Below are 15,495 nucleotides of genomic sequence, written 5' to 3'. Positions count from 1 at the left end.
AGCGTCATCGGTCCGCGTCAGTGCCCCGGCCCGGCCCGCTTTCGCGGTGGCTTTGTCCAGTAGACCCTGGCACCGTAGACGCGCGCCTTTGCCTCCACGGCTGCGATGTAATCGCGGTCGTAGCGCGCGCTGGCAGAGGCGTCGGTGTAGCTGTCTGGTGGTGGAGTGCTGGCACAGCCGATGATGAACAGCGTCGCCAGAAGCGAAAGGAGAAGAGTGAGTGCGGTTCGTTTCATGTCTGGCCTCCTGCGTGGAGATGGAAACCCGCAAATGATTGGACGTGAAACCCTTCTCGAAGGTTCCACGCCGGCGCATATTCATCAACAATCGCCCGGTGAAAGGTGAAGTGCTTGCAAACTGGTTCTGGAGGCGCGACAATACCCGGCTATTTTTCGCCAGATCGACTCAGGAAGCGAGTGCCATGAAACCCGAAATTCATCCCGAATACCGCGAAGTGGTGTTCCAGGACCTCTCCAGCGACTTTTCCTTCAAGACCCGCTCGACCATCCACTCGAACGAGACCATCAAGTGGGAAGACGGCGAGGAGTACCCGCTGGTCAAGGTGGAAGTCTCGAGCAAGTCCCACCCCTTCTATACCGGCAAGCACAAGATCATGGACTCCGGCGGCCGCGTCGACCGCTTCAAGCAGCGCTACGGCAAGGGCAAGAAGTAACCCCGGAACGCCACTTGCACTAGCGGCTTTAGCCGCGAACGCGCTCTCATCCTTCCGAATTCCCGGGATTTGCGCAGCAAATGCCCGGGATCTTCCATCCCCAGGCACCAAATATCAGGAAGACCCCGGATCAGGTCCGGGGATACCTTTGCCCGCCCGGGGGTACGTGTGCCGCGTCCGGCAAGACGGGCATCGGGTGCTGCATCATCTCGCCTTCTCCGCGCCGCCACCTGCCGCCCGTCCGGATTCCTGCTCCGCTCGTCCGCCCGCGCCTTGCTACTGACAGCGACGCGTGACTAGTATCACGCTACCGCTATCCCAAACGAGCCTGTGTGCAGTGAAAGCCAAACGATTTCAGGGGTTTACCATCGTCGAGCTGATGATCACCATAGCGGTGCTGGTCATCCTGCTCGCCGTGGCTGTGCCCAGTTTTCAATCGGTAATCCGGTCCAACCGGGTCACCGCCAACGCCAACCAGCTGGTGAGTGCGCTCAACTATGCGCGCTCAGAGGCGGTCAAGCGCAGCACCACCGTCAGTCTTTGCATGGCCGATGAAGGCGCCCCTCCCCAATGCGTTAAAAGCGGTGATGCCGCCTGGAGCAACGGCTGGATTGCGTTTGTCAACCCGGCTGGAAAAGCACGCTACCACAGTTACGACAACGATGTTCTGCGCGTCTGGGAGCCCTTGCCTGCCGGCGTCGATTTGTCGCTCGACAAAGCCGATGAGCTCAGCGCCTACCGGGTTGATTACCTGCCGATGGGTGATGTTGCGGTCAGTGGTGCCGGCTTCAAGCTTCAGTGGCAGGTCGAGATCGAAGACTGCGTTGAGGGGCAGCCCTTCAGGCGGGTTGTTGATCTCAGCCGCGCAGGGCGCGCTCAGGTTCGCCGGGAGGATTGCTGATGACCTCACCAGGATTTGGCGCGGTGCGCGGGTTCTCCCTGCTTGAGGTGTTGGTCACGCTGGTAGTGCTGTCGATCGGGCTGTTGGGCCTGGCCGCATTGCAGAACGCCTCCGTGGCCAATACCCAGGGCGCTGCGCATCACACCCTCGCCACCACCATTGCCTATGCCGCGCTGGATGATATCCGCGTCGAGCTGGATCGTAGTCCGGCCTCCGGCAGCGTTCCCGACAGCGTGGTCAGCAAGGTTGAACAAAGATATAAGGGCAGCCAGTACTCGAGCCACTTTCCATCGGGTGGCGAGGGCTATTCATTCAGCCTCGACAAGAGCGGCGGAGACATCACGGCAACGGTGTCCTGGGCTGATGACCGTCTGGGAGAAGAGGGCGGCGCAGGTGACGGCGCCGGTGCTTCAGCTGCCAACACCGTATCGGCCAGGAGCAAGTTTTTATGAAGGCTTTTGAGAAGCGCTTTCCGACACGCGTTGATGCGGGCTTTTCATTGATCGAGATGATGGTGGCCCTGGTTCTGGGGCTGCTCATTGCGGGCGGGATCATTCAGCTATTTGCCGCTACGAAGGTTACCTACAACGTTTCTGATGGCCTGGCCCGGGTGCAGGAAAATGCCCGCTACGCCTTCGAGATCATGGGCCGGGATATTCGCATGGCCGGTGCGCAACCGTTCTGTGGAGGGTCGTATCTGCAGGTCAGCAGCCGGGTTAAGCCTGGTTATTCCAAAGGTGTTGGCGATTTCTTCGATTCCGGCACCGCTGTCACCGCTGTCAAGGGCTGGGAGTATGCCGGCAGCGGCGCTGGCAAGTCCCTGACATTGGGCAAGCCAGAGATAGGAACGGACAGGGGCAAGTGGAGCAATGGCAGTGACAACCTGCCCGTTGCCCTTGAAAAGCGGGTCATGGCCAACACCGATATTCTGATGCTCGTGACCAACACTCGTGTTCCGGCTGTCGGCCCATGCAGTAGCAACGACAGCGCAAATGCCAACATAAACACTTGCTCCTGGGACAACGCTTCAATGGCAATCGATCACGGCATGAAACAGAACGACTTCTACACAGTGGTTGACTGCACTGAAGGCAGCGGCGAACTCTGCCGCACAACCAGCGCAGATGAGACAAACGCCCTGGCGTGCGCCGGTGCCGCAAACAACAGGCCCGGCAATCAGTGGGGATCGGACTACGCCCAGGAGCTGGAGCTGTACCAGTCGCGAGTCGACGCGTTTTATATCGGCGAGAGTGCCGCAGGTGCCGGCCGTCCCGCCTTGTTTCGCGCGAGCAACTGTCATGACCTTACCGACAGTGACGGTTGCACCATGCATGAAGAGCTCGTTGATGGCATTGAAAACATGCAGCTGTTTTTTCAGCTTGCCGGAGACGATGCGCTGAAAACAGCCAGCCAGGTGTCGGATTGGGAAAAAGTCAGGGCATTGCGCCTGAACCTTCTGGCGACATCGCCCGAGCAGGTGGACAGTCAGAAGCTGCAGCAGACCTACAGCATGGACGCCGGCCTGAAGCTCACAGTCAACGACCGTGCGGTGCGTCAACCTTACTCGATTGCTTTCGCCATTCGTAACAAGATCAAGGTGCGATGATGACCCATATTGGCGCGAATACAGCTGCCTTGCCTGGCTGCCGCGAGCGCGGTTCGGTACTGATCGTCGGGCTGATGATTCTGTTGCTGCTGACGATTCTTGGGCTGTCGAGCATGCAAAGCACCATTCTTCAGGAGCGCATGGCCGGCAGTTTCGATCAGCGAAATCAGGCTTTTCAGTACGCCGAGCTGGCCTTGCGAACCGCAGAGCAGGAGCACGCTGAAGGTCGGGCTGGCGGTGGGGTGGCCCTGACCCGCGGCGAGGAGGGTTGGCCGGGCAGTTGCCCGAGTCGGGAGCAGCTGGGTTGCAGTGGCGCCAGCATCGAGGCGGCGGCGGGCTGCATGGCTGCTCTTGAAGGCGCCCTTACAACCGTCGAGCTGGGCACTGGTGTCACCGGTAAGGCCGGATATATCGTGATTCCCGTTCCAATTGCAGACTGTGCTTCGGGGGCAAGCGTGGGCGAGGTCCGCGACCCCGGAGATCCGTTCGGGCAGGGCGGGTTCTCAGGCGATCTGAGCAGCGGCAGGGTCATTCTTGCGCATGGCAAGAGCGACGACGGTACAAGCACTATCACACTGCAGGGGCTCTACAAGCCGCCGCTGCTTGAGCAGGAGAAATACAAGGACGGCGGCTAGAGATCAATCGGCGGCGGGCGCAATCTGCCCGCGAGCCACACCGCGGGGCGTGCCCCCGGGAATGAAGCACTGGAGTCAGTCATGACGATGATCAGAAAGTTCACTGCAACCACAGTCTTTGCCGCGATGTTGGCGTTGATCGGCACAACCGCGCCGGCCAATGGCTATGCCGCCGGCGAAAGCATCGCCGAGGTGCCGGTGTATGCTGCCAGCGTGATCGAGCCGAACATTCAGTTCATCCTGGATGACTCGGGGTCGATGCGCTGGGGATATATGCCTGATAACTTGGTCAATGGTGGAAACTACCGCCCAAACTGTCAGAGTTACGTTACCTACGGAGGTGTTTACAATACGTGTGCCTCCAATATGGGGTCGGGCTTCTACCTTGCTTCACCCCACTTGAACAAGGTTTATTACAACCCCGACCAGACCTATGAGCCCCCGTTGAAACCCGACGGCAGCAGATACGAAAACGCCACCTTCACCAAGGCCAAGGTGAATGGCTACAGCAGCAGTTCCGTGGAGATCAATCTGTCGAATAACTACCGGGCCATCATGGACCCTTATTCTTCGGGGGGGCGCGGCTTTACAGTAAGCCCTTACGGAAATGCTACACAAGCTTTTATTTATGAGTTTGATGCCAGCCGAGCTGGATGCGGGTCTGACCACAGGGCCAATGCGTGCTATTCACGTCGAAACATTACAGATCCGTCCGAACAGCAAAACTTCGCCAACTGGTTTTCTTATTACCGTACCCGCGAGATGACCGCCAAGGCCGGCATCAGTGCCGCGTTTCATCAGCAGGGCGACGAGCTTAGGGTTGGCTACGGAGCAATCAATGCCGGCGCCATCACGCGTGGCGTTCGCAAGTTCAAAGACGAAGATCGCGTTGACTTCTTTCAATGGCTCAATGACGGCAATGCCAGCGGCAGCACGCCCTTGCGTTCGGCCCTCAAGTCGGCCGGTGAATACTACAAGACCGAAGAGCCGTGGCGAACCGACCCGGAAGATGATGATGAAGACTGGGATGAGATGCTTTCGTGCCGTCAGAGTTATGCCATCTTGATGACCGATGGTTACTGGAACGGAGGTAACCCGAAGGTCGGCGATACTGATGGCGATGGCAACCATAATACATTGGCGGATGTGGCCCGTAAATACTGGGACACTGATCTGGTCGAGCAGCTCGATGACGAAGTTCCGCTTGAGCACAATCAGCGCCAGCATATGGTGACATTCGGGGTTGGCTTGGGTGTTACCGGGACTCTGGATCCGGAAGAGGCCTTCACCAAGGCGCCAGGTGATTCAAGCTATTGGACCACAGATAAAATTGATGACCTGCTCCACGCTGCAGTCAATAGTCACGGCGGCTTTTTCAGTGCCAGTGATCCGCAGGAGTTCGCCCGGGAATTGGCAGCCACCCTGGGCACGATCGCAGGTAACGCTACTGCCGGTTTTGGCAGCCGAAGCTCAGGGGTGACGCAGAAGGCAGGTGGCTTGAGCTTCCAGATTGATACCAATCTCGGCAGCTGGACCAGTGAGATCACTGCGCTTGTGGACTCCGAAACCCAGAAGTGGGTTGCATCAGATGGTATCCCGAGTGATCACTTGGCTCGCAAGCTGCTCACGCACGACCCGAGCTTGGGGGGCGTGGACTTCAAGGACAGCGTCCACGGTCTCGATGCCGATCTGGTCAACTACATTCGCGGCGACAAGACGCTCGAGGGAAGCGGTTATCAGCCCCGCAGCTCGCTCATGGGCGCTGTTCTGGACAGCCAACCCGTGCTTCAGCGTCAGGTCAACTTCGGCTGGAATCGGCTGGAAAAGAAGGACGGTGGCGAAAGTTATGATGACTATGTCGAGAGCAAGGAGAACAAGGCCAGCGTTTTGTATGCGGGCAGCAACGCGGGTGTTCTCCACGCCTTTGACGCCCAGACCGGCAAGGAGCTGTTTGGCTATGTGCCGCGCGGCATCAAGGACCGTCTTGCAGATGTTGCCGACCCTGACGTGCCTTTTCGTTTTACCGTAAACGGCGAGGTGATGGTCACCGATGCCTACGATGGCACCGCTTGGAAAACCGTTCTGGTAGGCGGCCTGGGCGCCGGTGGCAAGAGTATCTATGCGCTGGATGTCACCAGTCCGACGGCGGAAGGCGTCAAGGTGCTGTGGGAGGTGACGGCGGAAGATCTGGCGACGGTAACCGGAGCCGACCCCAAGGACATGGGCTACACATTCTCTCAGCCGCAGATTACAAGGCTGCCAGGTGGCAACTGGGCGGTTGTTGCCGGTAACGGCTATGGCTCAGAAGGTCATGAGGCTCGGCTGCTGGCCTTTGACCTGTTCGATGGCAGCCTGCTTGGCAATATCCGGGCTGGCAGTGAGGGCGACGAAGAAAGCCCCAATGGTCTTTCCACGCTGAGAGTAGTCATGGAGCGGCCCGATGAACTGGTGGGCCGCTGGGCTTATGCTGGCGACCTGCACGGGAATCTGTGGCGTTTTGATCTTGCGAAGCTTTCTGATACGTCAGTGGCCAAGCCGTTCTTCAAGGGCGACCGACCGATCACCGCTCAGCCGCAGGTCAGTTACGACGGTGCGGTCACGTTTGGCACCGGAAAGCAGTTTGAAAAGGATGATGGCATCGCTGACGCGTCCAGTCCGGACGAGTACTACTATTTCATCTACGACGTTGACCCTGAAGGCACGCCGCCGGAGCGCAAGCGCGGTGATTTGGTAGACGCGACCTTCAGTGGCTCCGACAGCGATGGCGAATCCGACGAGATCGAAGTGGCGCACCGCGGCTTCTATGTCAAGCTTCAGCACAACGGTGAGCGCGTTCTTACGCAGCCGCGGGTGCTTCCTGGGGGGCTCGGCATTGTGGCTTTCACCTCCTTCGTGCCCAACGATGATCCGTGCAACCCGGGCGGCGCCAACAGGCTGTACTTGTTGACCAAGGACTTTGTCGCCGGCGCTTTTGCCGGTGATGACTATGGGGATGATCAGGCCGTCAGCGAGCCGATATCGGGGCCGCCGACCGGTGCGGATTTTCTGGTGAGGCCCCGGAAGCCAGGTGGGGGTGACGATGGAGGCGACGATGGAGACACGCCGGGCGGCGGCGCTGGAGACATCGAAATATGCGTCACTGTGGCTGGTGAGGAGATCTGTCTTGACAGCGATGAGCTCAACGAGGCAGCCAAGGACCTGTATTATGGTCGACGGACCAACTGGATCCAGTTGCAATGAGCGCCGGGAGCTTCAGTATGAAACGACAGGATGGGTTCACGCTGATTGAACTGATGATTGTGGTCGTCATTGTGGCAATACTTGCCGCCATTGCCATACCGGCATATCAGAACCACGTTCGAAAGTCGCACCGTAAAGATGCTCAGCGGGAGGTGATGGAGGTCGCCCAGAATCTCGAACGCTGCATGACTCGAACCAATACTTACAATGGGTGTGGAATCAGCGGCAGGGACAGCGAAAGCGGGCGCTACAAGATTGAAATCGATCCGCTCACGGCCTCGGCCTACACCCTGACGGCCAAGCCTCAGTCCAAGGGAAATCAGACCAAGGACAGGTGCAAGAACCTCACGCTTGATCATAAGGGTGTCAAGGGAACGAGCTCGAGCCTGGATGCAAGCGATTGTTGGTAACAGGCCTGCTGACCGACAGAGCCTGACCGCAAGTGCTGTGAAGTGAGGCTGAAGCGCACCCGCGCCGCCAGCGACCCTGCCGCCCCCGGGATTCCCGATCTGTGTACGCCGGGCCGCATGCTGCTGCTCGTGCTCGTCGGTCTGATCGTCGCTCTGCTATTTACCCTGGCCGGCACCGCCGGCCCGCGGGCCTTCTGGCTTGACTTCGGCTTGGCGGTGCTGGTGGTTGAATGGATCGTTCTGGTTTCGGCAGCCATCCTTTGCGCGCTGCGTCGGCTGACCAGCCGTTTTAGCCAGCGCGCCACGGGTGGCTTGGTGTTTGCTGTCATCCCTGGCGTGACGATTGTTCTCAGCCTGGCCATTGTCGTGTGGCTGCCGCCTGCAGCCCCGGGCGGGGCCTGGTTCGTGCTCCGCAATACCGCCATCAGCCTGCTGGCCGCGCTGGTGTTGTTGCGCTATCTGAGCCTGCAGCAACAGTGGCGCCGCCAGGTCCAGGCCGAATCGCGCGCGCGGCTCGACGCTCTGCAGGCCAGCATTCAGCCGCATTTTCTGTTCAATAGCCTCAATACCATTGCCAGCCTGGTGCACGACAAGCCCGAGGCGGCCGAGCAAGCGACGCTGGATTTGTCCGACTTGCTCAGAACCGGCATGCGTTCGGGCCGGACTCAGACTCTGGAAGAAGAGCTGGAGCTGGTGCAGGGTTATCTGCGCCTCGAAGGGTTGCGTCTGGGTGATCGTTTGAGTGTGGACTGGCAGCTGGCCGACGACCTGCCGCTGCAGCGCGAGCTGCCGGCCCTGCTGATCCAGCCGCTGGTGGAAAACGCCATCGTCCACGGCATTGCCCGCTTGCCGGATGGCGGCGTGCTGACCATCCGCATCGAGCGCGCCGCCTGGGGCCGGGTGCGCATCGAAATCATCAATCCGGTGCCCGACGAAGAAGGCCGGCCCGAAGCCCCCAACAACCGCACCGCCCTGGTCAATATCCGCCAGCGCCTGGCCCTGGCCTTCGAAGAAGGCGCGCGCCTGAAGACCCATCGCCAGGACGGGCATTTTCGGGTGGAGTTGATCGTGCCGTCGTAATACGTACCCCGGAAGTCGGCCGCACGGTTCATCCGTATCCCCGGAGATCGCGTATGCGGTCATCCGGGGCCTCGGTGAACCTCGGCGCTTTCGTTTGAGCAGGTCCCGGCTCTCGCTGCGCTCGGCCGGGATTACGGGAGTGGCAGCTCTCGTATCCTCGGAATTCGAGTACGCGGCTGTCCGGGCTCTGCCCGAGCTCTGGCGTTACGTCTGGGAGATCCCGGCTCTGCGCTTCGCGGAGCCTGCCCCGGACTCGATCCGGGGCCTCACTCGAAGCTTGGCGGCAATGGTTGACAAATTCAGAATGCCACTTTGAATCTGTCAGGGCTTTTCCGGGGTTTCGTCGGCCGCTTCTTGTGCTTCCTCTTCTTCGTCTTCCTGCTCCGGGTACATTTCAAATGCCGCCGGTGAGGTGGCGAACTGAGGTACCCACTCGCCCTGTTCGTCGAGCGGGACCGGGTCGCGGCGCCACATCCGCCAGCGTGCAAATACCGCGGGAACGAGGGCGGCCGCGCCCATGAACAGCAACAGCGTGCCGGGCCGGGTGAGCTGCATGAGCACGCCGGCTGCAAGCGGGCCGACAATGGCGCCGATGCCGTAGAGAAGCTGCAGGCTGGAGGCGGCCTCGAGCATGTGTTCGGAGTCGACGTGGTCGTTGGTGTGGGATGCTGACAGCGCGAACATGCTAAAGCCGGTGGCACCGTAGAGCAGGCCGCCCAGCAGGACCAGGCGGGCGTCGATGTCGATCAGCCAGAAGGCGCCAAGCGCTCCGGCACTGGTGAACAGGCACACCCAGGCAAGCACGGTACGCCGATCGAAGTGGTCTGACAGGCTGCCGATTGGCCACATCATGATCACCCCGCCGAGAATGGTAAGCGCCATGAACGCCGAAATTCCGCCGGCATCAAGGCCGATTCCGGCCGCCATCACCGGCGCCAGGCCCCAGAAAGCGCCGGTGGCCACGCCGGCGAATACGGCGCCGACGACACCCAGCGGCGAGGTTTCGTAGAGCTTGCCCAGGCCCAGCCGCTGGGTTTCGATGATGGCCGGTTCAGGCACGCGCGTGAGGGCGACCGGAATCAGCCCGATCGACATCAGCACCGAGGCGACGGCAAACAGCTCGAGCGTGCCGATATCACCGGCCAGCAGCAACAGCTGACCGACCCCCATGCCCAGCAGGGTCGTGGTCATGTAGGCGGAGAAGACATGGCCGCGCTGTTCGTTGCTGGTCTGTTTGTTGAGCCAGCTTTCGATGACGATATAGATGCCGACGATGCACACGCCGCCGATCGCACGCGCGGCGATCCAGATGATGGCCAGCGGATAAAGACCGTGCAGCAGCACCGTGATCGAGCACAGCGAAGCCAGGGCGGCAAAGGTGCGCACGTGACCGACCCCGCGAATCATGCGCGGCACGACGAAGGTGCCGCCGACAAAACCGGTGAAGTAGCCGGCCATGACCAGTCCGAGCGTGGAGGTGGAAAACCCCTCCAGCCCGCCGCGCACGCCCAGCAGGGTGCCGATCAGGCCGTTGCCCGCCAGCAGCAGGGCAATGCCGAACAGCAGGGTGAAAATGGACGTGATGGCGCGCATCGAATCGGATCCGGGGGTCGAGAGAAGATTATGTCAGAGACAGACTCGATACGGTCCCTGATGTTCCCGCAGGGCGCTATCTGGCCGGTAGAGCGGCGGCCGCCTGGGCGATGCCCAGGATCTGGATGGTATCGAACGCTTGGAAGTCGCGCTCGTTTTCCGTGATCAGCAGTGCAATACCATGGACTTCCATGGTGGCGACCAGGTTGGCATCATGGATTCGCTTGCCGCTGAGAGAAAACCTGTCGACGAGCTGCTGCAACGCTCTGGCAATATTGGTGGTTTCGTCCACGAGCGCGATGCGGCGAGAGAACTGTGCTACGTTGTCAAGCGCGAAGCGAGGTGTCAAGCCCAGCCCATTTTGTTCTTGCGGCCGGGTCGCTACCACCAGATACTCTCGCAGCACCTGCCCGCTGGCAATCAGATGGACTCCTCGCTGCCGGGTTTCGCCAATCAGGCGCAATGCATCTGCATGCTGATCACGGCTCTGGTCGGTCGCGCCCAGCAGCACATTGGTGTCCACGAGCAGCCGATCACCGGCCCTGATCGTCATAGATTTCGTCTCTGGACCAGGTGCCGGTATTGTCGGTGCTGACGGTATGCAGCTGCAGCGACTCGGTCGTTTCGTCTGGTGCAAGCCGGGCCTCGCGCTCGAGGATAGCGCGCAGCTCGCCCTGCAGCGAACGGTGGTGGCGCTGCGCCAGGCGCTTCAGGCTCGCAAGCACTTCAGGGTCGACATCGCGAATGTGTATCGACTTCATAGTGGTAGCATTATACTACCAGTGGGGCGTCGGGTCGAGCGTTCATTCCGGCAGAAACAGGGCCTGCAGGTCGTTGAGGTAGCGGTGGCCGCGCCGGGTCCGCGTAATGTGGTCGCGGGCCTCGTCGATGGACAGCAACTCCAGCTCGACTGCACGGGCGAGCGGCTTCGCGATTTGCTCGCGACTGATGCCGGTGCGGGCCTTGAACTCGGCCAGCGGGATCGGCTCGTCCAGGCGCAGGCGGTTGAGAAAGTACTCGAAGGCCAGCTCGCCTGAATCCACGACCCTTTCCTCGGCGATGAAGCTGCTGTCGTCCGCCGCCTTCAGGTAGGGGCGCGGGTGCGCCTTGCGGCGGGTGCGCACAATATGATCTTCCGCCGGCAGGGTGATCTTGCCGTGGGCGCCGGCGCCGATGCCCAGATAATCGCCAAAGCGCCAGTAGTTGAGGTTGTGCGCACTCTCCTCGCCCGGTGTCGCCCAGGCGGAGATTTCGTAAGGCTGCAGGCCAGCCTCTTGCAAGCGCGCGCTGCAGGCTTCCTGCATGCCGATGACCGTGTCTTCATTGGGCAGCGCTGGCGGGTGCTTGGCGAACACGGTATTGGGCTCGAGGGTGAGCTGATAATGCGAGACATGGCGCGGGCCGAAGGTCAGGGCGCGGCCGACGTCGGCGACGGCTTCGTCGGCCGTCTGCCCGGGCAGAGCCCACATCAGATCCAGATTGAAGCGCTCGAAGCCGGCGGCCTGTACTGAGTCGATGGCGCGTTGGGCTTCACTGGAAGAGTGAATCCGGCCCAGCTTTTTCAGCTGGTCGTCGTCAAAGCTCTGTATCCCTAAGCTGATGCGGTTGACGCCGGCGGCGCGATAGGCCTCGAAGCGGTCGTGCTCGACCGTGCCCGGGTTGGCCTCCATGGTGATCTCCGCGCCCGGCGCCAGCAGCAGGCGCGCGCGCACGCCGCTGAGAAGGCGATCGATGGCCGCGGCAGAAAACAGGCTTGGCGTGCCGCCGCCCAGAAACACGCTGACGACCGGCCGCCCCCACACCCGCGGCAGGTCGACTTCCAGATCAGCCAGCAGTGCATCGATATAGCGTTCCTCTGGCAGCTCGCCTTCGAGCGCGTGTGCGTTGAAATCGCAATACGGGCAGCGCGCCACGCACCAGGGCAGGTGGATGTACAAGGACAGTGGGGACAGGGAGAGTGCGGGCATGGATACCTGTGTATGGTTGCAGCTGGGGCAACGGCCAGACGCCAAGCACACGATTATAGGCGCCAGGTTACAAACAAATTTGAAATTCGAATGTTCGAAATGAGGACCGGTGCCGGCCTCGGGTCTCTTGCCGGTGTCTCCGGAAATCGCGCAAAACACCTTTCCCTGCATCCCTGGAAATTGCGAGAAACACCTTCCGTCGTATCCCCGGAAATCGCGGATGCGATTATCCGGGGTCTTCTCGAACCACGCCGCCTTTATTTGGGTAGATCCCGGCTCTGCGCTACGCTTGGCCGGGATTGGGGAGGTGCGGATGCTCGCCCGGGATCATGAGAGGACTTCGGGGCCGGGGTTGCGGCGGTGGTGATGCTCGCCCGGGATTACGAGAAGGGTTTCGGGGCCGGCATCACGGCGGTGGCTAGGACAGCCGTTCGATCAGCTTTGCCAGCGCCTGGCCGCGGTGGCTGACGCGGGCCTTTTCCGCCATTGACAGTTCGGCGGCGGTGGCGCCCAGGTCGCGGTCGTGAAACAGCGGGTCGTAGCCGAAGCCGCCCGCGCCACGCGGGGCCTCCAGGATGTGGCCGTGCCAGATGCCCTCGGCAATGATCGGTGCCGGATCGTGGGCGTGGCGCAGCAGCACCAGGCAGCAGTAAAAGTGCGCGCCGCGGCGCTCGGCCGGCAGGTCGGTCAGCGCTTCGAGCAGCCGCTCGTTGTTGGCTGCATCGCCGGCGCCTTTTCCGGCGTAACGTGCCGAGTGAATTCCGGGCTGTCCGTCAAGTGCGTCGACCACCAGACCGGAATCGTCGGCCAGTGCCGGCAGGTCGGAGACGCGCGCGAGGGCGCGGGCCTTGAGCAGCGCATTCTCGACGAAGGTCAGGCCGGTTTCTTCCACCGGTTCAATATCGAAGTCCGCCATTGAGACGACGTCGATGTGCATCGGTTCGAGCATTTGCGAGAGCTCGCGCAGCTTGCCCTTGTTGCCGCTGGCCAGAGCCAGCCGGCCGCCTTCAAGCGCCTTCAAGCGCGGCGTCCTGGGCAGCGATCAGCTCGCGGATGCCCTGGTCGGCCAGGTCGAGCATGGCGTCGAGTTCGCCGCGGCGGAAGGCGTGACCTTCGGCCGTGCCCTGAACTTCGATGAAGCCGCCGCCGTCGTTCATGACCACGTTCAAGTCGGTGTCGGCGCTGGAGTCTTCCTTGTAGTCGAGGTCAAGTACCGCGTCAGAGCCGAGCATGCCGACCGACACGGCGGCGACGCGACCGTGAATCGGGTTGTGCTTGATCTGACCGGCGTCGAGCAGGCCGTCCATGGCGTCGACCAGTGCCACATAGGCGCCGGTGATGGCGGCGGTGCGGGTGCCGCCGTCGGCCTGCAGAACGTCGCAGTCAAGCGTGACGGTGCGCTCGCGCAGGGCCTCGAGGTTGATCACCGAGCGCAGGCAGCGACCGATCAGGCGCTGGATTTCAAGCGTGCGCCCGCCTTGCTTGCCGCGGGTCGCCTCGCGCATGTTGCGCGTATTGGTCGAGCGCGGCAGCATGCCGTATTCAGCGGTGACCCAGCCCTGGCCCTTGCCTCTGAGCCATGGCGGCACGCGATCTTCCACGCTGGCGTTGCACAGCACCTTGGTGTTGCCGCAGCTGATCAGCACGGAGCCTTCGGCATAACGGGTGAAGTGGCGCTCGATGGCCACGGGGCGAAGTTCGTCGTTCTGGCGTCCGGACGGTCGAGTCAAGGCCTGAGGTGTCCTTCTGTGTCTATCGGGATGTGGCAGAAAGGGTACCATGGCGGCTTGTATTGCAAGCGATTCAAACCAGCATGATCAGAAGCATGACCGCCTACGCGCGGCGTTCCGGGAGCCTTCAGGTGGGCCAGCTGACCTGGGAGCTGCGCTCGGTCAACCAGCGCTATCTCGAGCCACACCTGCGTCTGCCCGAGGACTTCCGTGCTCTCGAGCCGGGGGTCAGGGCTCGCCTCAAGGAGCGCCTGGGCCGGGGCAAGGTGGAAGTCTCGCTCAAGTTCCAGCCTGATCCGTCCGCGGCCGCCGCGGATATGCGCATCAACCGGGAGCTGGCGCGAAGTCTGCTCGGTGCGCACGCCGAACTGGCCGAGCTGGCCGGAGGCGGCGTCGAGCCCGATCTGGCGCATCTGCTGCAGTGGCCCGGGCTGATCGAGCAGGCAGATGGCGATATCGAGTCGGCTTTCGAGCCCGCCATGGCGCTTTTTGGCGAAGCCGTCGAGGATCTGATTGCCGCGCGCGAACAGGAAGGCCGTGCCATCGCGGCCATGCTCGAGCAGCGCCTGGCCGGCGTCGCCGAGCAGGCCCGAACGGTGCGCGAACGCCTGCCGGCCATTCGCGAGGCGGTCGACACGCGTTTGCGAGAAAAGCTGGCTGCTGTCGATATCGACGTCGAACCCGGCCGCATCGAGCAGGAAGTCGTCATGCAGCTGCACAAGCTCGATGTCGACGAGGAGCTGGATCGCCTCGATGCGCACGTGGCCGAAATCCGGCGGGTGATGGCCCGCGATGAGCCGGTTGGCCGGCGGCTGGATTTTCTGATGCAGGAGCTCAACCGCGAAGCCAACACCCTGGGCTCGAAAGCCACCCTGGCCGAGGTCGGACAGGCGGCCGTCGAGCTCAAGGTGCTGATCGAGCAGATGCGTGAGCAGGTGCAGAATGTCGAATGACGGCGAGCTGTTTCTGGTGGCCGCACCCAGCGGCGCCGGCAAGACCAGCCTGATCAATGCGCTGATGCAGCGCTGCCCGGAGCTGGCGCTGTCGGTGTCCGATACCACCCGGCCGGCACGCGCCGGTGAGGTTGACGGCGAGCACTATCATTTCGTCTCCGCCGAGGATTTTCGGGCTGGCATCGGCAGGGGCGACTATCTTGAACATGCGCAGGTGTTCGGCAACCACTACGGCACCCGGCGTGACCGGGTCGAGGCGCTGTGGGCCGCCGGCCGCGATGTGCTGCTGGAAATCGATGTGCAGGGCGCAGAACAGATCCAGCGCTCGTACCCGGATGTGTGCACCATCTTCGTTCTGCCGCCGTCGATGACGGTGCTGGCCGAACGGCTGCGCGCGCGCGGCTCCGACGCGCCCGAGGTGATCGAGCGGCGCCTGGCCGGTGCCCGGCGCGAGATCATCGCCTGCGGCAATTTCCGCTGGCTGATCGTCAACGATGAATTCGAACAGGCCCTGGCCGACCTGCTGACGATTGTGCGCGCCTGGCCGCTGCGCTGTCGGCGCCAGCAGGCGCAGGTGGATCGACTATTGGATGAATAGCGCCACTATTGGATGAATAGCGCCGCCAGCGCTACAATAGGCGGCTGAATTGTGGCTACGAGCCGGGATCGGACGCGATCCGGGCGACCTTTTGGAACAACCTCCGGAG

Annotated in this window: 17 protein-coding genes; 10 read left to right on the top strand and 7 right to left on the bottom strand. The window is 62.0% G+C overall.

The genetic code is table 11. The features are described from left to right. Nucleotides 1-17: 17 nt before the first annotated feature. Nucleotides 18-236: a hypothetical protein gene (locus tag ACEWQ0_RS11715; RefSeq protein ID WP_476482870.1), complete on the bottom strand. Its 219-nt coding sequence runs from the start codon at nt 234-236 to the stop codon at nt 18-20. Nucleotides 237-421: 185 nt separating this feature from the next. Here ACEWQ0_RS11715 and ACEWQ0_RS11710 point away from each other — a divergent pair, with 185 nt between their 5' ends. From ACEWQ0_RS11710 to ACEWQ0_RS11675, 8 genes are all read left to right on the top strand, one after another. Beyond that, entirely contained in the window at nt 422-673 is a 252-nt protein-coding gene (locus ACEWQ0_RS11710) for a type B 50S ribosomal protein L31 (protein ID WP_476482869.1), read from the top strand. A 337-nt stretch (nt 674-1,010) separates the two neighbouring features. After that, nucleotides 1,011-1,574, top strand: coding sequence for a GspH/FimT family pseudopilin (locus tag ACEWQ0_RS11705; RefSeq protein ID WP_476485434.1), 564 nt, complete (start codon nt 1,011-1,013; stop codon nt 1,572-1,574). Continuing rightward, nucleotides 1,574-2,026, top strand: a complete 453-nt coding sequence (gene pilV, locus ACEWQ0_RS11700) for a type IV pilus modification protein PilV (RefSeq protein ID WP_476485433.1) — start codon at nt 1,574-1,576, stop codon at nt 2,024-2,026. The genes ACEWQ0_RS11705 and pilV overlap by 1 nt, the downstream gene beginning before the upstream one ends. Then, a complete protein-coding gene (locus ACEWQ0_RS11695) occupies nt 2,023-3,180 on the top strand; it encodes a PilW family protein (RefSeq protein ID WP_476485432.1) in 1,158 nt (385 codons plus the stop codon). Before pilV ends, ACEWQ0_RS11695 begins: the two co-directional genes overlap by 4 nt. Then, on the top strand, nt 3,177-3,815 hold the full coding sequence (locus tag ACEWQ0_RS11690; RefSeq protein WP_476485431.1) for a pilus assembly PilX family protein: 639 nt from the start codon (nt 3,177-3,179) through the stop codon (nt 3,813-3,815). Before ACEWQ0_RS11695 ends, ACEWQ0_RS11690 begins: the two co-directional genes overlap by 4 nt. A gap of 81 nt (nt 3,816-3,896) precedes the next feature. Next, nucleotides 3,897-7,055 (top strand): pilus assembly protein, encoded by a 3,159-nt coding sequence (locus ACEWQ0_RS11685; protein WP_476485430.1) that lies wholly within the window; start codon nt 3,897-3,899, stop codon nt 7,053-7,055. Between the two features lie 17 nt (nt 7,056-7,072). After that, nucleotides 7,073-7,465 carry a type IV pilin protein gene (locus ACEWQ0_RS11680; protein WP_476485429.1) on the top strand — a complete coding sequence of 131 codons (393 nt, stop codon included), beginning with the start codon at nt 7,073-7,075 and terminating at the stop codon, nt 7,463-7,465. A gap of 42 nt (nt 7,466-7,507) precedes the next feature. After that, entirely contained in the window at nt 7,508-8,545 is a 1,038-nt protein-coding gene (locus ACEWQ0_RS11675) for a sensor histidine kinase (RefSeq protein ID WP_476485428.1), read from the top strand. A 321-nt stretch (nt 8,546-8,866) separates the two neighbouring features. Here ACEWQ0_RS11675 and ACEWQ0_RS11670 read toward each other — a convergent pair whose 3' ends face one another. From ACEWQ0_RS11670 to rph, 6 genes are all read right to left on the bottom strand, one after another. Further along, a complete protein-coding gene (locus ACEWQ0_RS11670) occupies nt 8,867-10,138 on the bottom strand; it encodes an MFS transporter (RefSeq protein WP_476485427.1) in 1,272 nt (423 codons plus the stop codon). A gap of 76 nt (nt 10,139-10,214) precedes the next feature. Further along, complete coding sequence (locus ACEWQ0_RS11665) at nt 10,215-10,691, bottom strand: type II toxin-antitoxin system VapC family toxin (RefSeq protein WP_476485426.1); 477 nt, start codon at nt 10,689-10,691, stop codon at nt 10,215-10,217. Next, entirely contained in the window at nt 10,672-10,899 is a 228-nt protein-coding gene (locus ACEWQ0_RS11660; RefSeq protein ID WP_476482858.1) for a FitA-like ribbon-helix-helix domain-containing protein, read from the bottom strand. Before ACEWQ0_RS11660 ends, ACEWQ0_RS11665 begins: the two co-directional genes overlap by 20 nt. A 42-nt stretch (nt 10,900-10,941) precedes the next feature. Beyond that, nucleotides 10,942-12,105, bottom strand: coding sequence for a radical SAM family heme chaperone HemW (gene hemW, locus ACEWQ0_RS11655; RefSeq protein WP_476482857.1), 1,164 nt, complete (start codon nt 12,103-12,105; stop codon nt 10,942-10,944). A 418-nt stretch (nt 12,106-12,523) separates the two neighbouring features. Beyond that, a complete protein-coding gene (gene rdgB / locus ACEWQ0_RS11650; protein ID WP_476485425.1) occupies nt 12,524-13,126 on the bottom strand; it encodes an RdgB/HAM1 family non-canonical purine NTP pyrophosphatase in 603 nt (200 codons plus the stop codon). Next, a complete protein-coding gene (rph, locus tag ACEWQ0_RS11645) occupies nt 13,113-13,835 on the bottom strand; it encodes a ribonuclease PH (RefSeq protein ID WP_476482855.1) in 723 nt (240 codons plus the stop codon). The genes rdgB and rph overlap by 14 nt, the downstream gene beginning before the upstream one ends. A 95-nt stretch (nt 13,836-13,930) precedes the next feature. On the opposite strand from rph, the gene ACEWQ0_RS11640 reads away from it, so the two are divergent. Both ACEWQ0_RS11640 and gmk read left to right on the top strand, forming a co-directional pair. Continuing rightward, nucleotides 13,931-14,788, top strand: a complete 858-nt coding sequence (locus tag ACEWQ0_RS11640; protein ID WP_476485424.1) for a YicC/YloC family endoribonuclease — start codon at nt 13,931-13,933, stop codon at nt 14,786-14,788. Beyond that, nucleotides 14,778-15,386, top strand: coding sequence for a guanylate kinase (gmk, locus tag ACEWQ0_RS11635; RefSeq protein ID WP_476482853.1), 609 nt, complete (start codon nt 14,778-14,780; stop codon nt 15,384-15,386). The genes ACEWQ0_RS11640 and gmk overlap by 11 nt, the downstream gene beginning before the upstream one ends. Nucleotides 15,387-15,495: the final 109 nt, after the last annotated feature.

The sequence above is a fragment of the Wenzhouxiangella sp. YN9 genome, from assembly GCF_056324165.1.
This window is presented reverse-complemented; position numbering and strand designations above follow the sequence as displayed.